Below are 20483 nucleotides of genomic sequence, written 5' to 3'. Positions count from 1 at the left end.
AGCTGCCGGTAGGCGTTGACCATCACCACCGGGTCGTTGTGCTTGACCGAGATCTTGATGTCCCGGAAGTCGTGCTCCTCGAACAGCGAGGCCTCCCACAGCGCCGACTCCACCAGCGCCTCCGGCGTCGCCCTGCCGTACTTCTGCAGCAGCCGCCGGTCCAGCGACCCGGCGTTGACCCCGATCCGGATCGGCGTGCCATGGTCCTTGGCGGCCCGCGCGATCTCCTTCACCTTGTCGTCGAACTGCTTGATGTTGCCGGGATTCACCCGCACCGCCGCACAGCCCGCCTCGATCGCGGCGAACACGTACTTCGGCTGGAAATGGATGTCCGCGATGACCGGGATCTGCGACTTGCGCGCGATGGTGGCCAGCGCGTCCGCGTCGTCCTGCGTCGGACAGGCCACCCGCACGATCTGGCAGCCCGACGCCGTCAGCTCGGCGATCTGCTGCAACGTGGCACCGATGTCCGACGTACGCGTCGTCGTCATCGACTGCACGGATACCGGTGCCCCGCCCCCGACCGCCACCGGCCCGACCTGGATCTGCCGCGAGACGCGGCGCTGCGCGATCGGCCGGACCGGCAGCTCGGGGACCCCCAGGGAAACTGCGGTCATGGCGTCACCCGCGGTTTCCGGAGACGGTCTCCCGGGCGGCGCGCAGGGACTCCTTGAGGGAGCCCATGGTGGCCAGGACCGCGGTGGGCTCGTAGCCGCAGTGCGCCATGCAGTTGGCGCAGCGCGGGTCCTTGCCCCGGCCGTAGGCGTCCCAGTCGGTGTCCTCGATGAGTTCCCGGTACGTCGTGACGTATCCGTCGCTCATCAGATAGCAGGGCTTCTGCCAGCCGAAGAGCGAGTAGTTGGGGATGGCCCACGCCGTGCAGGGGAAGTCGACCTTACCCTCGAGGAAGTCGAGGAACAGCGGCGAGTGATTGAGCCGCCAGCGCCGACGGTTGCCACCCGAGAAGGCCTTCTTGAACAGCTCGCGGGTCTGCTCGACCCCGAGGAAGTGCTCCTGGTCGGGCGCCTTCTCGTAGGCGTAGGCGGGCGAGATCATCATCTCGTCGACCTTCAGGTCGTCGTTGAGGAAGTTCAGCACCTCGATGATGGTCTGCGGGGTGTCGGTGTTGAAGAAGGTCGAGTTGGTGGTGACCCGGAAGCCGCGCCGCTTGGCCTCCTTGATGGCCTCCACGGCCTCGTCGAACACACCCTCCTTCGCGACGGACTCGTCGTGCCGCTCACGCAGACCGTCGATGTGCACGGCGAACGCGAAGTACGGCGAGGGCTTGAACTTGTCCATCTTCTTGCGCAGCAGCATGGCGTTGGTGCACAGGAAGACGTACTTCTTCCTGTCCACCAGCTGCCGCACGATCTCATCGATCTTCGGGTGCATCAGGGGTTCGCCACCGGCGATGGACACCATGGGCGCACCGGATTCGAGCACCGCCCCCACGGCCTGCGCCACCGGCATGCGCTGCTTGAGCACTCCGGCCGGGTGCTGGATCTTGCCGCAGCCCTCGCATTTCAGATTGCAGGCGTACAGCGGTTCCAGCTCGACAATGAGCGGAAACTTGTCCCGCTTGCGCAGCTTCTGTTGAAAGAGATACGTCGCCACCTTGATGGACTGACGGAGCGGCATGGCCATCTGGCTCACCTCCTGGGGAGCAGCAAAGAACGGTGCCATTCGACGAAAGCGGGAAGGACGGCACGAAGTACACGGAAAGCTGATATTCCACCGCGCACCGTGCCAATCCGGACGAGTTCATGTTCTGGAGCGTCCACGACCACTCGGACGGCCGCAACCGGGCGCGCACCCGCGCGGACGGCGCTGTGGAGCGTGGCCGCCGACTCCATGTCGACCGCGATTGCGCCGGTCCTGAGCAGTTCCGACCGTTCCTGTCCACGGACGACGTGGTCGGCGCCGGTGAGCATTCCGGTGTGTACGGTGCGCCCGGGTACGGCACGGACCAGTTCCTTGACGAGCAGGTCGGTGCTCACGCACGGGGTGCGGCCCCGTGCGTCCAGGGTCTCCTCGGCGACGACCAGGTCACCGGGGTGCATGCCGGGCGCGAGGCCGGCGCAGAAGCCCGTGGCCAGGACGGCCGCGTCCCTCAGTGCCGGATTTGCGAGCGCCCGGTCGACCGCCCGGTCGGCGGCCAGGGGCCCCATGCCGGTACGCAGCACGGTGACCGGGCCTGCCGCACCGCCGCGCCCGCCACCGCGCAGGGCGACGCGTTCGATGCCGAGCGCGCAGGCGATCAGCAGCGGGGCGGCGGCTGGTGTCGTGGCCATCAACTCCCTTTCGCCTGAGAGCCGGTGAACGGCTCGCCGTGGACGTACCGGCCGAGCGCGGTCAGCGGGAAGACCTGCCGGTAGAGGTGGTAGTTGATCGAGAAGTCCCACGGGAACCCGGTGCCGGTGAAGTACGGCTCGTCCCAGGTGCCGTCCTCCCGCTGGGTCTGGGCGAGCCAGGCGATCCCGCGCTCCACGGCCTTGGACTCCCGCTCCCCCGCGGACAGCAGCGCGAGCAGGGCCCAGGCGGTCTGCGAGGCGGTGGACGCGCCCCGGCCGCTCCACTCGGCGGCGTCGCGGTAGGAACGCAGGTCCTCGCCCCAGCCGCCGTCGTCGTTCTGCACCGTCTCCAGCCAGGCGACGGCACGGCGAATGGCCGGATGCGAGCCGGGCAGTCCGGCGGCGACCAGGGCGGGCACCACCGATCCTGTGCCGTATACGTAGTTGACGCCCCAGCGGCCGAACCAGGAGCCGTTCGCCTCCTGTTCGGCGAGCAGCCACTCGATGCCCCGCCGGGTGCGCGGATCGTGGGACAGTCCCTCGACGGCGAGCATCTCCACGACGTGCGCGGTGACGTCGGCCGACGGCGGGTCGATGACCTCGCCGAAGTCGCAGAAGGGCAGCCGGTTGGGGAAGGAGCTGGTGTTGTCGACGTCGAAGGCGCCCCATGCGCCGTTCTTCGACTGCATGCCGAGGTTCCAGCGCACCCCGCGTCCGATGGCCTTCTCGACGCGCTCCGGGTCGTGGTGCTTGACGCGGCGCAGCGCGAGGACGACCTCGGCGGTGTCGTCGATGTCGGGGTAGTTGTCGTTGTGGAACTCGAACGCCCAGCCGCCGGGCGGCAGTTGGGGTCTGCGGACGGCCCAGTCGCCGGGCCGGACGATCTCCTCGCCGAGCATCCAGTCGGCGGCCTTCACCAGCTGCGGATGGTCGGCGGGCAGGCCCGCGTCGGCGAGTGCGATGGTCGCCAGGCAGGTGTCCCACACCGGTGACTGGCATGCCTCGATCATCCGGGCGCCGTCCTCGCGCCATACGGTGAACCGGTCCAGGGACTCCAACCCGGCCCGCATCACCGGGTGTTGGAGGTCGTAGCCGAGCAGATGCAGCGCGATGACCGAGTACACGGCGGGCGGCTGGATACCGCCCCAGCAGCCGTCGTTCTCCTGCCGCTCGATGATCCAGCGGGCGGCGCTGTTCATGGCGGCCCTGCGCAGTCGGCGCGACGCGATCTTCCGGTAGACGTGCAGCGCCTTGTCGAGCCGCTGGAAGACACCGTCCCAACTGGCCGCCGGAGCAAGTGGCTTGGCGGGGTTCGGGTCGGCCGGGTCGGCATGCAGTTCGTCCAGCGGGAACGGCGCGGGCCGCACCGGGCGCTTCGCCGAGACGATGGTGAGGGGCACGATGGTCTGCCGGGCCCAGCACCCGAAGTCGTAGATGTTCAGCGGCATCCACTTGGGGAAGTAGACGAGCTCCGGCGGGAGTTCGGGCAGGTCGTCCCACTTCCACCAGCCGAACAGCGCCAGCCAGATCCGGGTGAAGACCCGGGCCGCGGCGATGCCGCCCTGCTCACGGATCCATGCCGAGGCCTTCTCCATGTGCGGCGCGTCCGGGCTGTCACCGGCCAGCCGCAGCGCGACGTACGCCTCGATGGTGGTGGAGAGTTCGCCGGGCCCGCCGTAGAACGTGGCCCAGGTGCCGTCCTCGCGCTGCTCGCCGCGGATGAACAGTGCGGCGGCGTGCGTCGTCTTATCGTCGAGGATGCCCAGGAACTGGCGGAGCAGCAGATCCTCGGCGTCCATCGTGACGTTCGTCTCGAGGTCGCCCTTCCACCAGCCCTGGGCGTCCTGCGTGGCGAGCAGGAAATCGGTGGCGCGCTGTATCGCGCGCTGGGCGGCGTGCTGAACGTCGGAACTCCCGGCCGCCACGGGAGTCGTCGTACGGGTTTCGCTGGCCGAGGCTGCCCGGGGCGGCAGGGCCCCGGTGCTTCCGTCGGTCGTCGCTGTCATGGCTTCCCCTTCGTGCAGTGGTGACGTCTGCTGTGGGTCCGCCGTCGGCCGGTGCTCGTTCTCCCGCGGCACCGGCCGGCGACTACGCGAGGCTTGTTCGACCGATAGTGATCATCTCTTTCGTACGACGACGAAGTCGGCGAGCGCCACCAGCTCGGCCCGTACCCGGTCCGGCATCCGGATCGAGTCCAGGGCCTCGATGGCGGTCGTGTGCTGGCGGCGGGCCTCCTGGGCGGTCCACTCGCGGCCGCCCGCCTCCTCGATGAGCGCGGCACGCGCGGCGAACTCCTCCTCGGAGAAGTTCTCGAAGTCGCTCGCCTTGGCGTCCTCGGCGAGCAGCTCGCCGAGCCGCTCGGAGGCCGGTCCGCCCGCCGCGAGAGCGGCCACGACCGGCAGGGACTTCTTGCGCTGGCGCAGATCGCTCCAGGGGCGCTTGCCGGTGGCCTCCGGGTCGCCCCAGATGCCGAGCAGGTCGTCCACGGCCTGGAAGGCGAGGCCGAGGTGGTAGCCGTACTTCTCCAGCGTGTCGGCCGTGTGGTCGTCGGCGCCGCCGAGGACCGCGCCGATGGAGCAGGCACAGGCGAGCAGGGCGCCCGTCTTGTTGCCCTCCATCTCCAGGCACTCCTCGACGGTGACCCTCTCGCGGTGCTCGTAGGAGATGTCCTGCGCCTGGCCGTCGATCAGTGCGCGGGTGGCGGTGGTCAGGCGGCGGGTGGCGCGGCCCGCCTCGACCGTGCCGAGCTCCAGCAGGATCTCGTTGGCCAGCGCGAACAGGGCGTCGCCGACGAGGATGGCCTGGGCGGGGCCGTGCACCTTCCATACGGTGTCGCGGTGGCGGCGCTGTTCGTCGCCGTCCATCAGGTCGTCGTGCAGCAGCGAGAAGTTGTGCACCAGTTCAACGGCGACCGCTCCGGGCACGCCCACCTCGGGGGCGGCTCCGGCGGCCTGCGCGGACAGGACGGCGAGCGCGGGGCGTACGGCCTTGCCGCCGTCGCCGTCCGCGGGGTTGCCCTCGGCGTCGATCCAGCCGAAGTGGTAGGCGGCGACAGTGTCCATGGGAGGGGCCAGGCGGTCGATGGCCGCCCGCAGTACCGGTGTGGCCAGGGTCCGGCCGCGCTCCAGGAGCGCGGTCACGTCCACCGAGGTCCCTCGAGCGGGCGTCGATGCCGGGGGCACAGTGGGCACAGTCTCTCCTCTAGTTGCGATACGGGGGGTGCGGGAGCCTGCTCCGCTCAGATCGAGCGTCACGCCGCCTCCTCGAAGAGCTCGAAGAGATGATCGCGAGGCCGGCCCAGGGCGCTCAGCGCGGCACCCGCCGCACTCACGCCACTGCGGACCGCACTCTCCATGGTCGCGGGCCACCCTGTGGCGGTCCACGCTCCGGCCAGGCAGAGGCCGGGTGCCTTGGTGCGGGCGCCGGGCCGCAGCCGCCCGACGCCTGGGGTCGGAGCGAACGTCGCGGTGCGCTCCCTGGTCACGAAGAAGTCCCGTACCTCGGCGCCCCGCGCGGCGGGCAGCAGCCGCTCCAGCTCCGGCAGATAACGCTCGCGCAGCTCGGAGACGGGGGCGTCGATCTCTTTGTGTGCGGCCGACTGCGACAGCGCCAGGTACTGGCCCTCGCCGAGGCCGGATGCCTCGGTCCGGTCGAAGACCCACTGCACAGGGGTGCCGAGCGCGGCGAAGAAGGGCTTGCCGAGCACCTTGCGGTCGTACACGACATGGATGTTGAGGATGGGCGCGGTGCCGATCTCGAGCAGCCGCTCGGGGGCGTCGAGCGCGCCCTCGGGCAGCAGATCGTGGGCCTCGCGCTGGGGCACGGCGAGCACGACCGCGTCGGCGTGGAGCGTCTCGCCGGGAACCTGAACCCTCCAACGTCCGTTCTCATGTTGGGAGATGGAGGTGGCCCGTGTTCTCAGTTCGGTACGGACGCCCGCGGAGTCGAGCGCCTTGCGCGCCCTCAGGTCATGCAGTTCGCCCAGCGGCACGCGCGCCCAGCCGATGTCGGCCGCGCCAGGGTCGGACAGCAGACCGGTCTTGAACACCATCGCGGCGAGCCCGAGCGAGGCATCGCCGGCCACCGCGTTGAGGGTGGCGACCCCGACGAGGTCCCACAGTGCCTCGACGGCACGCGCCGACTGACCGTGCCGGGTCAGCCAGCTGCCGAAGTCCTCGGTGTCGAGGGCCGGGTCGGCGAGGTCGAGTGCCTTGAGCGCGAGCGCGGCACGTCCGACCTTGGCGCGCTCGGCGAGCGAGAGATGCGGGTAGGTCGCGAGGCTGCGTCCGAGATGCAGCGGTACGGGCAGCGCGTCGCGTCGTAGTCTGCCGAGTCGGCTGCCCACCCGTTTCGCCAGGTCGAGTACGGGCACGTCGAGCCGGTCCTGGAGCGGTGCGAGTCCGGCTCCGTCGACACGGTCGAGAAACCAGCGGTATGCGGTGCAGCAGCGCAGGTACACATGCTGGCCGTTGTCCACGGTGAGGTCGCCGCGCTGGAAGGAGAAGGCGAGTCCGCCGAGCCGTGGCCGGCCTTCGAGCAGCGTGACGCGTACGCCCGCGTCGGCAAGTGCCAGCGCGGCGGTGATGCCGGCGAGCCCACCGCCGACCACGACGGCCTCCCGCTCGCGGCCGCCAGGACGGCCTGGGTGGTCCGCGTCGAACCCCTCGCCCTGTGTGGTGTCGCTCATCGTGCGCCCTCCCCCGCGGCCGAGCCGTGGCGATGGAGCGGTGCACGGCAGGCCGTTGAAGTCAGGGACGCCGTCGCCGACCGGAGGGTTGCGCACCGTTTCCCGGGAGTTGTGTCACCTTGGCCCAGAGTGTCCATCACACGCGCCTCCTGACGGTCCGGCGGGAGACATGCCGGGCGTCGAGGCCGGAGAGGCCGCGCACGGCGACGTATGCCTTCTCGCGTCCGGGCAGCGAGACACGGCCGCGCAGAACCGCCTCCGGATCGCGCTCGATGCGTTCCAGCAGCCGGCGGTAGATGCCGGCCATCGCGGCGACGCAGGCGCCGCTGCGTCGGTCCAGCATGGGCAGCAGCCGGTAGCCCTCCGCGAAGAGTGCGCGGGCCCTGCGCACCTCGAAGTGCACCAGGCCCGCGAAGTCGGAGCCCTCTGGTGGCCGGGTTCCCTTGAACCCGGCCGAGCAGCCGAACTTCGCGAGGTCGTCCGCGGGCAGATAGGTCCGGCCGCCTTCGGCGTCCTCGCGAACGTCCCTGAGAATATTGGTGAGTTGGAGCGCGAGGCCGAGTGTGTCGGCGTACTCGGGCGCGCGCTCGGCTCCCCGCGCCCCTGGTTCGGTGCCGAACACGCCGAGCGAGAGCCGCCCGATCGCCCCGGCCACGCATCGGCAGTAGACCTTCAGGTCGTCCCAGGTCTCGTAGGTCTCGCCGCGTACGTCCATCAGGACGCCGTCGATGAGTTCGTCGAGGCCGCCGAGCGGAATGGGGAAGTGGTCCGCGGTGTGGCTGAGGGCTACCGCCACCGGGTCGGTGTCGTCCTCGGCCACGGAGCGGTCCCGGACCCGGGCGAGCAGCGCCCGGGTGTCCTCCAGGCGGGCCGCCTTGACCTCGGGTGCGAGGGCGCCGTCGCCGATGTCGTCGACACGCCGCGAGAACGCGTAGAGCGCCGACATGGCTCGGCGCTTGTGCGTCGGCAGGAGTCTGATGCCGTACGCGAAGTTACGGGCCTGCTGTCCGGTCACTGCCTCGCAGTAGCTGTATGCGGCGAGTACCGGTGCGGACACATGTGGTGGAGACTCCACGGTCCGGATCACCCCTCTCCTCGCAGAGTCATGCCCGCCTCGCGGAGCAGCCGGAGCTTGCCGGGTTTGGGCGGACTGGGAAGTACGTCGTATTCGGCGGTGCGAATCGCGTGTATTGCCGCCTTCCCCCCTGCCACGAACCCGGCGAGCAGCAGCCTCAGCCTGCCGTGGACGCTACCCACGAGGGGGGTGCCTTCATTCAGGAGATGCAGGGCGCGTTCTGCTTCGAATGCGACCAGTGCGCGCACTGATGCCCCCGATGTGGCCATGGCGAGATCCGTCTCTTGGACATGGAACCGTTTCATGTCCTCGGCGGGCAGATAGATCCGGTCGCGGCCGAGGTCCTCGCTGACGTCCTGGAGGTGCTCGACGATCTGGAGTGCCGTGCAGACGGAGTCGGAGCGGCGCACCCGCTCGGGCGTCGAGGTGCCGGTGACGGCGAGGACGAGGCGGCCGACGGGGTTGGCGGACAGCTCGCAGTAGGCGACCAGGTCGTCGTACGTCTCGTACCGCTTGACGAGCTGGTCCTGGCGGTTGGCCGCGATCAGGCCGAGGAACGGCTCGGGGGTGAGGCCGGCGCGGCGGACCGTCGGCTGGAGGCGGCGCAGGAGCGGGTGGCGCGGGGTCGCGTCGAAGACCCTGCGGAGGTCGGCCTCGAAGGCGTCGAGGAGGACCAGGCGGTCCTCGGCCTGCTCGGAGGGCACACCGAGGAGGCGGGCGTCGGCGCCGCCGGGGGCGAGGTCGCCGTCGCCGATGTCGTCGACGAGCCGGGCGAAGCCGTACACGGCCATGAGATCGGTGCGCCAGGCCCTGGGCAGGAAGAAGGGGGCCACGGGGAAGTTCTCGTGCGCGGCCTTGTCGAGGGTGGTGCGCTCCGAGCCGGAGGCACGCGCCGTCCCGGCTGCCGTCACCGCTCGCTGCCCGGTACGGGGACGGCACATGCTTCGCGGAGCTGGAGAGTTTCCGTAGCCATTGCCGTCACGTCTCCCGTTCTACACCGCTGACCCAATAACCGCCCATTTCGGACACGCCGCCCGGACGTCCGCGCCTTCGCGGGCGCCGGTCTCGCGCATTATCGCCCTACTTGCCGCGAATAAGCACCGGTACAGCTTACGTTGTACAACGTTCCCTGCTTCGCCTGGGTGTCCTGCACATCACAACAACGCACCAATTGGCGTCAAGCTTCCTACGGCGAACAAGAGTTGGCTTCCTCTTTGCCCGGCTTGATCATCCCCTGCTCGAACCTTGCACGGGCCTTGCACGAGGGACCCCGCCGGGGGCGTTCCGGCGGGGTCGGGGTGGAGCGGGGGTGGAGCCGGGCCTACTTGCCGGTGAACTTCTCGTACTCCTTGAGGACCTCGTCGGTCGGGCCGTCCATGCGCAGTTCGCCGCGCTCCAGCCACAGGACGCGGTCGCAGGTGTCACGGATCGACTTGTTGTTGTGGCTGACGAGGAACACCGTGCCCGCGTGCTTGCGCAGCTCGCGGATGCGGGCTTCGGAACGCTTCTGGAAGGAGCGGTCGCCGGTCGCGAGCGCCTCGTCGATCATCAGGACGTCGTGGTCCTTGGCAGCGGCGATGGAAAAGCGCAGGCGGGCGGCCATGCCGGAGGAGTACGTCCGCATGGGCAGCGTGATGAAGTCGCCCTTCTCGTTGATGCCGGAGAAGTCGACGATCTCCTGGTAGCGCTCACGGATCTGTTCGCGGGACATGCCCATCGCGAGGCCGCCGAGGATGACGTTCCGCTCGCCGGTCAGATCGTTCATCAGCGCCGCGTTCACGCCGAGGAGCGAGGGCTGGCCGTCCGTGTAAACCTTGCCCTCCTCGGCGGGCAGCAGCCCGGCGATGGCGCGCAGCAGCGTGGACTTGCCGGAGCCGTTGGAGCCGATCAGGCCGATGGCCTCGCCGCGGTAGGCGATGAAGGAGACGCCGCGCACGGCGTGCACCTTGCGGACGCCGCGCTCCTCGCCGCCTCGCTTGAGTATGCGGCTGAGGGCGGCGGTGGCGCTGCCCTTGCCGGTCTTGGCGCCGTTGACGCGGTAGACGATGTGCAACTCGTCCGCGATGACGGTGGGGATCCGGGTGTCGGAGATCTGCTCAGCCACGGCCGTACCGCTCCTCCGCCTTCCAGAAGTACACGAACCCGCCGACGGCGACGAGGACGGCCCAGGCCCCGGCGACCGCCCAGACGTGCGGGGGCAGGTTCTCGGAGCCGTATCCGTCGATCAGCGCGAAGCGCATCAGGTCCATGTAGATGGCGGCCGGATTCCACTGGAGGATGTCGGCGATCCAGTCGGGCTTGTCGTTCAGCATCACCGGGATGGAGAACATCACGCCGGACGCGTACATCCACGTACGCATCACGAACGGCATCAGCTGGGCGAGGTCCGGGGTCTTGGAGCCCATCCGGGCCATGATCATCGCCAGCCCGGTGTTGAACAGGAACTGCAGGACCAGCACCGGGAGGATTAGCACCCAGGACAGCCGCGGATAGCTGCCGAATCCGACCGCCACGACGAACAGCACGATCATCGAGAAGAGCAGCTGCTGGAGCTGCTGGAGCGAGAACGAGATGGGCAGCGCGGCGCGCGGGAAGTGCAGCGCCCGGACCAGGCCGAGGTTGCCGGCGATCGCCCGCACTCCGGCCATCACCGAGCTCTGGGTGAAGGTGAAGCAGAAGACTCCGGTCACCAGGAACGGGATGTAGATCTCACGGCCCAGGCCGCGGTCGGCCCCCAGGATCAGCCCGAAGATCAGAAAGTAGACGAGCGCGTTCAGCAGCGGTGTGGCCACCTGCCACAGCTGCCCGAGCTTCGCCTGGCTGTACTGGGCGGTGAGCTTCGCCTGGGAGAAGGCGAGGATGAAGTGACGCCGTCCCCAGAGCTGGCGGACGTACTCGACGAGTCCGGGCCGGGCACCGCTCACGGCGAGCCCGTACTTGGCGGCGAGGTCCGCCGCGGAAAGCCCGTCATCGGGCGACGGGGGGGCGCTCACCGCGACTGACCCGTCATGCGTTGTCTCACTCACAGATGGAAACTTTCGTCCTCAATGTGCGCAGCCTGGTTCGGGCCTGGGCAGGAGCCAGGGACCGGGTACCGCCGAATGCTCTCAGATACCGAGCTTGTCAGATGACGGGTGGGCGGCCCAGTCGAGTCAGGCGCCATACCGTACGCCACTTCATGGGGCGCCGTGGGCCACATGAGGCGGACCAGCCCTCCACAAAGCCGCCGAACCAGGCCTTCAGCGCAGGTCGCGAGGGGCGGCGGGCGAGAGTGAGCAGCATCCAGACGCCGAGGTATACGGGGATCAGCGGGGCGGGCAGGTTGCGGCGGGCGAGCCAGACGCGGTTGCGGGCCACCATGCGGTGGTAGACGGCATGCCGGGAGGGGGCGGTCGTCGGGTGGTGGAGCACCATGTCCGCGCGGTAGTCGATCATCCAGCCGGCGTCGAGGGCGCGCCAGGCGAGGTCGGTCTCCTCATGGGCGTAGAAGAACTCGTCGGGCAGTCCCCCGACCTCGGCGAAGACCTTTGTACGGACCGCGTTGGCGCCGCCGAGGAAGGTGGTGACGCGGGAGTTGCGCATCGGGTCGGCGGCGCGCAGGCGCGGGACGTGGCGGCGCTGGGTGGTGCCGGTGTCGGGGTCGGCGATGCGGAAGCTGATGATCCCGAGCCCGGGGTCGGCCTCGAAGGCCTCGCGGCACAGCTCGGCGGTGTCGTTGCGGGCGAGCAGGCCGTCGTCGTCCAGGAACATCAGGATGTCGACGTCGGTGCCGCCGGAGCCGAAGGCCTCGATGCCGACGTTGCGGCCTCCGGGGATGCCGAGGTTCTCGGGCAGCTCGATGGTGCGTACGCCTTCGGGGACGTCCGGCACCGGGGAGCCGTTGCCCACCACGACCGCCTCGACCGGGTCGCCGTCCTGCTTGGCGACCGAGTCGAGGAGGGCGCGGAGTTCGTCGGGGCGGTTGCCCATGGTGATGATCACCGCGCCGACCTTCATGGCGGACGTCACTTCAGCCTGCTGGAGGCGAGGATGGACACCAGGTGCAGCAGGGTCTGCAGGATCGCGATGCCGGCCAGCACGGCGACGCCGAGCCGCGAGAAGAACAGATCGTCCCTGACCGTGTCCAGCACCGCCAGGACCAGGATCAGCAGCGACGCCTCGACGCCGAGGACGAGCCGGTGGAACTTCAGCGCGGCGGCGGCCTTGCGGGCCAGCGCCACGCCGGAGGAGCGCGGCTCGGAGGCCGACTCCTGGACCGGCGGCTTGCCGGTCTGGTGCCGGGCAACGCCTACGAGGTCGGTCTCGGCCTTGATCAGGATCGCGCCGAGGGCGGCGAGGGTGCCGAGGAAGGCCCACAGCCAGTCGATCCGCCCGGAGCCCCACAGGTCGGCGGCGCGCAGCCCGAAGCCGACGAGCACCGCGGCGTCGCACAGGTAGGCGCCGACCCGGTCCACGTAGACGCCGGCCATCGAGTACTGCTTGCGCCAGCGGGCGATCTCGCCGTCGACGCAGTCGAACAGCAGGTAGAGCTGGACCATCAGCACGCCGAGCAACGCGCCCGGGATCCCCGGCACCAGCAGGGCCGGGGCGGCGAGGACGCCGAAGACGGTCATCAGGTAGGTCAACTGGTTGGGCGTGACCCGCGTGTTCACCAGGTGCCGGTCGATACGCAGCGACAGCTCGCGCATGTAGAGCCGGCCGGCCCAGTGCTCGCCGCTCCGCCGGTCCTTCACACCCGGTGGGTGCACGACCGGCCGGAGCTCAGCTACCGATGGCTTTTGCATAGTCGGCGTATGCGTCCCTGATCTGGTCGGCGGACAACGCGAGGTGTTCGAGGATCGTGAAACGGCCCGGGCGGGTCTGCGGCGCGTATTCGACGGCCTTGACGAACTCGTCCACGCTGAACCCGATCTCCTCCGGCAGCACCGGCAGACCGTGCCGGCGCAGTACCTCGGCGAAGTAGCAGGACTCCTCGTGGGCGCCGCGCAGGTACATGGCGAAGGCAGCCCCTAGACCAACCTGCTCGCCGTGGCTCGCGGCCCGCTTCGGGTAGAGCAGGTCGAAGGCGTGGCTGATCTCGTGGCAGGCCCCGGAGGAGGGGCGGGTGTCACCGCTGATCGACATCGCGATGCCGGAGAGCACCAGGGCCTCGGCGAGCACCGTGAGGAACTCGTCGTCCCCCGCGCCACCCGGGTGTCGCAGCACCGCCTCGCCGGCGGTCCGGGCCATCGCCGCGGCCAGCCCGTCCATGGGCTCCCCGTGGATCTTGTGCGAGAGCTCCCAGTCGGCGATCGCCGAGATGTTGGAGATCGCGTCGCCGACGCCGGAGCGTACGAAGCGGATGGGGGCCTCGCGGATGACGTCGAGGTCGATCACCATCGCGATCGGCGTCGGTACGCCGTAGGAGCCGCGGCCGTTGTCGTTGTCCAGGATGGACACCGGCGAGCACAGTCCGTCGTGGGAGAGGTTGGTGGCCACGGCGACCATGGGCAGCCCGACCCGCGCCGCGGCGTACTTCGCCACATCGATGATCTTTCCGCCGCCGAGCCCCACCACGGCGTCGTAGCGCTGCTTGCCCTTGATGTCGTCGGCGAGCTTCACCGCCGAATCGATGGTGCCGTCGGCGACGGGGTACCAGTCGGCGCCGGGCAGGACCGGCTCGAGTCGCTCACGCAGCGCCTGTCCCGAACCCCCGCTGATGGCGATCGCCAGCTTGCCGGAGGCGGAGATCCGCTGATCGGCCAGCACGGCCGCCAGGTCGTCCAGGGCACCGGCGTTGATGTCGACGACGACGGGCGAAGGAATGAGCCTCGTCAGTACTGGCACGCGATCACACGTCCCTTGGCGAGGTCGTCGTGGTTGTCGATCTCGACCCACTTGACGTCACCGATGGGCGCGACGTCGATACGGAAACCGCGGTTCACGAGTTCCTGGTAGCCGTGCTCGTAGAACTGCTGCGGGTCGGTCTCGAAGACCGTCTTCAGCGCGTCGGCGAGCTCGTCGGCGGCATCGCCCTCGATGAGGGTGACGCCGATGTACTCGCCGGTCGCCTCCGCCGGGTCCATCAGCTTGGTGATCTTCGTCATGCCGCCCTCGGGACCCACGACGACCTTCATCTCCTCGTCGGCGAGAGACTTCACCGTGTCGAGGGCCAGGATGATCTTCTTGCCGTCGCCGCGGGCGGCGAGCAGGGTCTTCTCGACGGAGACGGGGTGCACCGTGTCGCCGTTGGCGAGGATCACCGAGTGCTTGATGGCGTCACGCCCGCACCACAGGGAGTAGGCGTTGTTCCACTCCTCGGCCTTGTCGTTGTCGATGAGGGTGATCTTCAGGCCGTACTTCTGCTCCAGCGCCTCGCGGCGCTCGTACACGGCCTCCTTGCGGTAGCCCACGATGATCGCGACCTCGGTCAGACCGATCTCGGCGAAGTTGCCGAGGGTGAGGTCGAGCACGGTGATGCTGTCCTCGTCGCCTTCGGGTCCTACCGGCACCAGCGCCTTGGGCAGGGTGTCGGTATAGGGGCGCAGACGCCGTCCGGCGCCGGCCGCCAGCACGAGGCCGATCATGCGGGTTCTCCTTCATCGTGTACGGCGGGTGCGCCGCGCGTATGGGCGGTCACCCAGAAGCGGATGCTCTCCACGAGCACCACGAGGGCCACGGCCACGGCGAGCGCCGTGAGCGCGACCTTGAAATCAGTGGCGGCGAGCAGCGCGGCCAGAACGGTGACCAGCAGCGTCCTGCCTTCGTGCCCGCCGATCGCCCGCACCAGCCAGTTCGGCGGCGCGCCGGCGTTGCCGCGGATGCGGTACACCGTGTCGTAGTGATGGTAGGCGACGGCGCCCACCAGCCCGAAAGCCGCTGGAAGGGCTCCGTTCACGTCGGCTTTGGCCGCCAGTATCAGAACGGTGCAGTATTCGGCGGCGCGGAAGAACGGCGGGATCAGCCAATCAAGGGCGCCCTTGAGGGGCTGCGCGACGGCGGCGCCGGCGTTGAGGACGTAGATCACCGCGAAGATGACGGGCAGCCAACTTCCGTAGGGCTCCGCCCAGGTCCAGAACACCAGGAGGACGACGGCGCCCGCGGCACCCGACAGCCGGGAGCCGGACTTGTCCGCCTTGACGCCGATCCGGCGCCACACGCGCACCATCGCTTCGGCGAGCGGCCCCGAGTCCGCGAGGTCCGCCAGCGCCTGCGCGGCCCGGTCCGTGCGCTGCGCCTTGCGCGTCAGCGAGCGCAGAACTCGGCCCGCAGTCGTGTACGTCGCCGCGAAGGCACAGCCGATGAGCAGCACGTAGAAGGTGATACGAGGAGTGGTGACCGCCGTGAGCACAGCGATCATCGCCCAGCGTTCGCCGATGGGCAGCACGATCATGCGGCGCAGCCAGACCGTCCAGCCGACGCTGTCCAACTTGTCGGAAAGGGCCGCGGTGGGGCTGGTGTTGGCGGTGGCGTCGTGATTCGCCTCGTTGAAGGAGAAGTCGACGACATGTCGACAGGTCTGCAGAACCATCGCGCCGAGGGCCAGGGCCCATACGTCATCACCGCCGCGGGCCGCGCCGAGCGCGAGGCCCGCGTAGTAGGCGTACTCCTTGGCGCGGTCGAAAGTCGCGTCCAGCCAGGCGCCGAGCGTGGAGTACTGCAGGGAGTAGCGGGCGAGCTGTCCGTCCGTGCAGTCCAGGACGAAGGAGAAGAGCAGCAGAAGTCCGGCGGTGACGAAGCCGGCGCGGGTGCCGGTCGCCGCACAGCCCGCCGCGATGAGCGCGGTGAGCAGCGAGGCCGTTGTGACCTGATTCGGGGTCAGACCGCGGCGGGCGCACCAGCGGGCGAGATAGCGGGAGTACGGGCTGATGCAGTACGTGGTGAAGAAGCCGTCGCGGGACTTCACGGCCGTACGCAGCCGGATCGCCTCGTCGTCGAGGGCGGCCACGGCCTGCCGGGCCTCGTTGCGGGCCTGCGGGTCGCGGGGAACTTCGGCGACGAGTTCGCCGAGTTCGGGGCGGTGCAGATCGGTGTCGAGCAGCTCGGCGACGCGGTCGGCGACGATACCGACGACCACGGAGCCGTTCGAGGCGTCACCGGCGGCCGTGCGCAGCGCGCGGTCCAGCGCGGGACGGGCGGCGGGGCGGACGGTCACGGCGCCGGGGATCGCGACGGCCTCGAAGCGGGGGTCGGTGAGCCCGAGCCGCAGCGCGTGGACGTGGCCCACGAAGCGGGCGTCGACGACGGCGACCCGCTCATCCGCGGGTACGGCGGCGAGGAGTGTCTCGGCGTCGGCCGCGTCGGAGGCGACCCGCACGTCGAAGCCGAGCGACCGCAGATCGCCCTCGAGCGACGATCCGGGGACCGGCTGACCGGTGAGGATGGCGGTCGACAGACGAACTCACTCCCTGGGTTCCGACGCGTCCGCGGCGCCGGGCATGTACGCGATGGGGGCACCCAGGGCGGGGCCCCGGGCGGCGTGTCGGCAGAGGCTATCGGATGATGAGAATCTGCCGTTCACCGCCTGTTCACGGCCCGATCAGCATGATCTGTCTGCCGCGTCCGCTGCGATCATCATCAAGGATCGGGGCGCCGCGCCCCAAATCACGGTTCCAGAACGGCGCTTTTCAGGGCAAGAATCGCGGCCCGCACCGGAGCTGATCGGTCCGGCATAGGGTGAAGGACCATGACATGGCTGATCACAGGCGGAGCCGGCTATATCGGGGCACATGTGGCGCGGATCATGGCCGATGCGGGAGAGCGGGTCATCGCCCTCGACGATCTCTCGGCCGGTGTCCCCCACCGGCTGCCGGCGGACATCCCTCTCATTCAGGGCTCATCGCTCGACGGAGAGCTACTGAAGCGGACGTTCGCTGAACACACGGTGACGGGAGTGGTGCATCTCGCCGCGCGCAAGCAGGTCGGCGAGTCCATGGCCCAGCCCGCGCGCTACTACCAGGAGAACGTGGGAGGGCTCGCCACGCTCCTCGAAGCGGTCGCCGGGGCGGGCATCGAGCGCTTCGTCTTCTCCTCGTCCGCGGCCGTCTACGGCAATCCGGATGTGGATCTCATCACGGAGGACACCCCGTGTACCCCGATGAGCCCGTACGGCGAGACAAAGCTCACCGGTGAGTGGCTGGTGCGCGCTGCGGGCCGGGCGCACGGCATCGCCACCGTGTGCCTGCGCTACTTCAACGTGGCGGGCGCGGCGGCACCCGAACTGGCCGACACCGGAATCTTCAACGTGGTCCCGATGGTCTTCGACCGGCTCACCCGCGACGAGGCCCCACGGATCTTCGGCGCCGACTACCCGACGCCGGACGGCACCTGCGTACGCGACTACATCCACGTCGCCGATCTCGCCGAGGCCCACCTCGCGGCGGCCCGGCGGCTGACCGCGGCAGGCTCGGAGGGCGATCTGACGGTGAACATCGGCCGCGGAGAGGGCGTTTCGGTACGCGAGCTCGTGACGCTCATCAGCGAGGTCACCGGCGACACCCGCCCCGCGACCGTCGAGCCGCGCCGCCAGGGCGACTCCCCGCGCGCGGTGGCCTCGGCCGCACTGGCCGCCGAAGAACTGGGCTGGGCCGCGCGGCGCGGGGTGCGCGAGATGGTCGAGTCGGCCTGGCGGGGCTGGCAGCTCCACCACTCCGGCTGAGGCATTGAGGGCCGGTTTTGGGGAGGCGGTGCCGTCGCCGTCGGTGCTAGCGTGGCCTGCGATCTGGGAGGTGGGTTGATGACCGTCGCATTCCGCGCTGCCGCGCGCAGCGACTCAGGCATCCCCAACTCCCGGGCCCGCGGCTGACATTCGTCGGCACTCGCTGTCTTTCGCAATCGTCGGCCGGGCCCCTCACCCAAGGGTTTCCACGTTGACCGACAACGCTGAACACAACGCCTTCTTCACCCTGCGCCACGGACTTCCGCGGCAGAGCCCCGGCTCCGACGTCACCACCCGGCACCTCCTCTCGCTCGCGGGCCCACTGCCCGCCCGTCCACGCGTCCTCGACCTGGGCTGTGGCCCCGGCCGCTCCGCACTGCTGCTCGCCGCGGAAGCGGGCGCCGAGGTGACCGCCGTCGATCTGCACGAGCCGTTCCTCGCCGAACTGCGGGCCGCCGCCAAGGAACGCGGACTCGCCGACGCGATCCGCACCGTCAAGGGAGACATGGGCGAACTCCCTTGTCCGGACGGGTCTTTCGACCTCCTCTGGGCCGAGGGCTCGGCCTACATCATCGGCTTCGACACCGCGCTGCGCTCCTGGCGGCACCTTCTCGCCCCCGGCGGCACGCTGGTGCTCACCGAGTGCGGGTGGACCACCGACACGCCCTCGCCGCAGGCCCGCGCCTTCTGGGCGGACCACTACGAGCTGCGTACGACCGAGGAGAACAGCCGGGCCGCCGAAGCCGCCGGGTACACCGTCGTCGGCGTGTACCAGCTGCCGGAGTCCGACTGGGACGAGTACTACGGCCCTCTCGCCGCCAAGGCCGACATGGCCGATCTCGCTCGGCCCGGCATGCCCGAGGCCGTCGCGGGCGCCCGCGCGGAGATCGCGCAGCGCCGGGAGCACGGCGGCGAGTACGGCTACGTCGGATACGTACTGCAGCCGAGGGACACCTCCGGATGGCTCACCCGCCCCGAGACCGCCGCCGACCGTGCCGAGGTGTACGCGGTGAACGCCGCGGCCTTCCCGACAGAGGCGGAGGCCGAGCTGGTGGACGCGCTGCGCGCCGACCGGGCAGCCCGGCTGCCGGGCCTGTCGTACGTGGCCGAGGCAGCGGACGGCACGGTGGTGGCGTACGCGCTGCTCACCCGCTGCCATGTCGACGGTGCACCGGCGCTCGCGCTGGCGCCCGTGGCGGTACGGCCGCCGTATCAGCGGCAGGGTGCCGGAGCGGCCGTCGTACGCGCCGTGCTGCAGGCGGCACGCGCGCGGGGGGAGCGGTTGGTGCTCGTACTCGGGCACCCGGAGTACTACCCGCGCTTCGGCTTCACGTCCGCTTCCGGGTACGGCATCCGACCCGGTTTCGATGCCCCTGACGAGGCGATGATGGCCCTGGTACTGGACGATTCCTCGCCGGTGCCGACGGGCACGATCAAGTATCCGGCCGCTTTCGGCGTCTGATCGGTGATGGCCCGCTTGTCCGATTCGGCCGCGCGGCGGAACCGGACAAGCGGGACACCGCGTGGTGTCGGGAGTGCCGGATTCGTACGGCAGACTTGGGTCCCGAAATCCGATGCGAAGGATGGGTATGCCGATCACACGTGGCACCGCGACGCACACCTCGTCGAACGGCTCCGCCGAAGCGATCCTGCTGGAACTGGTCGACGAGGACGGTACGACGATCGGCACCGCGGAGAAGCTCGCCGCGCATCAGCCGCCCGGGCAGCTGCACCGGGCGTTCTCGGTGTTCCTGTTCGACGAGCGGGGCCGGCTGCTGTTGCAGCAGCGCGCGCTCGGCAAGTACCACTCCCCCGGCGTCTGGTCCAACACGTGCTGCGGCCACCCCTACCCCGGTGAGGCGCCCTTCGCGGCGGCTGCGCGACGTACGTACGAGGAGCTCGGGGTCTCGCCGTCCCTGCTCGCCGAGGCGGGCACGGTCCGCTACAACCACCCGGACCCGCACTCCGGTCTGGTGGAGCAGGAGTTCAACCACCTCTTCGTCGGCATGGTCCAGTCGCCGCTGCGGCCGGACCCGGAAGAGGTCGGCACGACGGCCTTCGTGACGCCCGGCGAGCTCACGGAACGGCACGTCAGGGACCCGTTCTCCACCTGGTTCATGACGGTCCTGGACGCGGCCCGCCCCGCGATCAGGGAACTGACGGGCCCCAGCGCCGGGTGGTGACCAGCTCTACGGTACGGGTTTGAGGGGCAGGGCGGCCCAGATCACCTTGCCGCCGGTCGCGGTGTGTTCGACGTCGCAGGCGCCGCCCGCCTCCTTGGTGATCTCGGTCACCAGGAGCAGGCCGCGGCCGCCGGTCTGGGCGTGGTCGGCCTCCAGGGCGGTCGGGCGGTAAGGGTGGTTGTCCTCGACGGAGACCCGCACCCACTCGGCGCCGACGGCGACCTCCACGGCGAGCGTCGGGGAGAGCAGCGCCGCGTGCCGCACCACGTTGGTCACCAGCTCGGAGACGATCAGCAGCAGCCCTTGGACGAGGTCGTCCGAGGCGGGTACGCCCTGGCGGGCCAGCAGATCACGGACGGCGTGCCGCGCCTGTGGCACCGAGGCGTCGACGGAGGGAGCGGTGAACCGCCAGACTCCCTCGTACGGCAGTGGGTCCGACGGTCTGCTGTAGGCGTCCGTGTGCCCGCCGCCTTCAGGGCGTGGGCCGGGCCCCCGCCCATGGTCGTCCATCGTCCGGTCGCCACCCTTGCGCTCGATTGTCACCACATGTCGAGTGTTGGTAACGCAGTGGTGCATATCCCAGAGCTGAACAGAAGTCAGCGAGTATCGC

Annotated in this window: 20 protein-coding genes; 3 read left to right on the top strand and 17 right to left on the bottom strand. The window is 69.9% G+C overall.

What is annotated here, in order from left to right; all coding sequences use genetic code 11:
- From ABD357_RS38675 to ABD357_RS38605, 16 genes are all read right to left on the bottom strand, one after another.
- A partial coding sequence (locus tag ABD357_RS38675) for a flavodoxin-dependent (E)-4-hydroxy-3-methylbut-2-enyl-diphosphate synthase (protein WP_344396033.1) occupies positions 1–617 on the bottom strand: 617 nt, incomplete at its 3' end.
- 4 nt (positions 618–621) lie between these two features.
- The gene (gene hpnH / locus ABD357_RS38670; RefSeq protein WP_344396032.1) at positions 622–1644 is read right to left on the bottom strand and encodes an adenosyl-hopene transferase HpnH; all 1023 of its coding nucleotides are present in this window, start codon (positions 1642–1644) and stop codon (positions 622–624) included.
- A gap of 5 nt (positions 1645–1649) precedes the next feature.
- Positions 1650–2291 carry a phosphorylase family protein gene (locus ABD357_RS38665; protein WP_344396031.1) on the bottom strand — a complete coding sequence of 214 codons (642 nt, stop codon included), beginning with the start codon at positions 2289–2291 and terminating at the stop codon, positions 1650–1652.
- A complete protein-coding gene (shc, locus tag ABD357_RS38660; protein WP_344396029.1) occupies positions 2291–4297 on the bottom strand; it encodes a squalene--hopene cyclase in 2007 nt (668 codons plus the stop codon). Before shc ends, ABD357_RS38665 begins: the two co-directional genes overlap by 1 nt.
- A 111-nt stretch (positions 4298–4408) precedes the next feature.
- Positions 4409–5482, bottom strand: coding sequence for a polyprenyl synthetase family protein (locus ABD357_RS38655; protein WP_344396028.1), 1074 nt, complete (start codon positions 5480–5482; stop codon positions 4409–4411).
- A 59-nt stretch (positions 5483–5541) separates the two neighbouring features.
- Positions 5542–6978 carry a hydroxysqualene dehydroxylase HpnE gene (gene hpnE / locus ABD357_RS38650; protein WP_344396027.1) on the bottom strand — a complete coding sequence of 479 codons (1437 nt, stop codon included), beginning with the start codon at positions 6976–6978 and terminating at the stop codon, positions 5542–5544.
- A complete protein-coding gene (locus tag ABD357_RS44970) occupies positions 6975–7115 on the bottom strand; it encodes a DUF6380 family protein (protein WP_425585191.1) in 141 nt (46 codons plus the stop codon). Before ABD357_RS44970 ends, hpnE begins: the two co-directional genes overlap by 4 nt.
- Positions 7115–8065 carry a presqualene diphosphate synthase HpnD gene (gene hpnD / locus ABD357_RS38645; RefSeq protein ID WP_344396026.1) on the bottom strand — a complete coding sequence of 317 codons (951 nt, stop codon included), beginning with the start codon at positions 8063–8065 and terminating at the stop codon, positions 7115–7117. The genes ABD357_RS44970 and hpnD overlap by 1 nt, the downstream gene beginning before the upstream one ends.
- The gene (gene hpnC / locus ABD357_RS38640; protein WP_344396025.1) at positions 8062–8964 is read right to left on the bottom strand and encodes a squalene synthase HpnC; all 903 of its coding nucleotides are present in this window, start codon (positions 8962–8964) and stop codon (positions 8062–8064) included. Before hpnC ends, hpnD begins: the two co-directional genes overlap by 4 nt.
- Positions 8965–9374: 410 nt before the next feature.
- Positions 9375–10157 carry an ABC transporter ATP-binding protein gene (locus ABD357_RS38635; RefSeq protein ID WP_344396024.1) on the bottom strand — a complete coding sequence of 261 codons (783 nt, stop codon included), beginning with the start codon at positions 10155–10157 and terminating at the stop codon, positions 9375–9377.
- Positions 10150–11079, bottom strand: coding sequence for an ABC transporter permease (locus ABD357_RS38630; RefSeq protein WP_344396023.1), 930 nt, complete (start codon positions 11077–11079; stop codon positions 10150–10152). The genes ABD357_RS38635 and ABD357_RS38630 overlap by 8 nt, the downstream gene beginning before the upstream one ends.
- Positions 11080–11176: 97 nt before the next feature.
- Positions 11177–12061, bottom strand: coding sequence for a glycosyltransferase family 2 protein (locus ABD357_RS38625; protein WP_344396022.1), 885 nt, complete (start codon positions 12059–12061; stop codon positions 11177–11179).
- Entirely contained in the window at positions 12058–12837 is a 780-nt protein-coding gene (locus ABD357_RS38620) for a CDP-alcohol phosphatidyltransferase family protein (protein WP_344396020.1), read from the bottom strand. Before ABD357_RS38620 ends, ABD357_RS38625 begins: the two co-directional genes overlap by 4 nt.
- The gene (locus ABD357_RS38615) at positions 12815–13879 is read right to left on the bottom strand and encodes an iron-containing alcohol dehydrogenase family protein (protein WP_344396019.1); all 1065 of its coding nucleotides are present in this window, start codon (positions 13877–13879) and stop codon (positions 12815–12817) included. Before ABD357_RS38615 ends, ABD357_RS38620 begins: the two co-directional genes overlap by 23 nt.
- The gene (locus ABD357_RS38610) at positions 13867–14619 is read right to left on the bottom strand and encodes a phosphocholine cytidylyltransferase family protein (protein ID WP_344396018.1); all 753 of its coding nucleotides are present in this window, start codon (positions 14617–14619) and stop codon (positions 13867–13869) included. The genes ABD357_RS38615 and ABD357_RS38610 overlap by 13 nt, the downstream gene beginning before the upstream one ends.
- Positions 14616–16427, bottom strand: a complete 1812-nt coding sequence (locus ABD357_RS38605) for a DUF5941 domain-containing protein (protein WP_344396075.1) — start codon at positions 16425–16427, stop codon at positions 14616–14618. The genes ABD357_RS38610 and ABD357_RS38605 overlap by 4 nt, the downstream gene beginning before the upstream one ends.
- Positions 16428–16718: 291 nt before the next feature.
- Here ABD357_RS38605 and galE point away from each other — a divergent pair, with 291 nt between their 5' ends.
- The 3 genes from galE to idi all read left to right on the top strand — a co-directional run bounded on the left by galE (position 16719) and on the right by idi (position 19873).
- Entirely contained in the window at positions 16719–17690 is a 972-nt protein-coding gene (galE, locus tag ABD357_RS38600; RefSeq protein WP_344396017.1) for a UDP-glucose 4-epimerase GalE, read from the top strand.
- A 211-nt stretch (positions 17691–17901) separates the two neighbouring features.
- Positions 17902–19152 carry a GNAT family N-acetyltransferase gene (locus tag ABD357_RS38595; RefSeq protein ID WP_344396016.1) on the top strand — a complete coding sequence of 417 codons (1251 nt, stop codon included), beginning with the start codon at positions 17902–17904 and terminating at the stop codon, positions 19150–19152.
- Between the two features lie 127 nt (positions 19153–19279).
- On the top strand, positions 19280–19873 hold the full coding sequence (gene idi, locus ABD357_RS38590) for an isopentenyl-diphosphate Delta-isomerase (RefSeq protein ID WP_344396015.1): 594 nt from the start codon (positions 19280–19282) through the stop codon (positions 19871–19873).
- 6 nt (positions 19874–19879) lie between these two features.
- Here idi and ABD357_RS38585 read toward each other — a convergent pair whose 3' ends face one another.
- Complete coding sequence (locus ABD357_RS38585) at positions 19880–20383, bottom strand: ATP-binding protein (protein ID WP_344396074.1); 504 nt, start codon at positions 20381–20383, stop codon at positions 19880–19882.
- Between the last annotated feature and the right edge of the window lie 100 nt (positions 20384–20483).

Origin of the sequence: Streptomyces vastus, assembly GCF_039532825.1 — a bacterium.
GTDB classification, from domain to species: domain Bacteria; phylum Actinomycetota; class Actinomycetes; order Streptomycetales; family Streptomycetaceae; genus Streptomyces; species Streptomyces vastus.
Note: the sequence above shows the minus strand (reverse complement) of the source record. Positions and strands in the feature narration are given on the sequence as shown.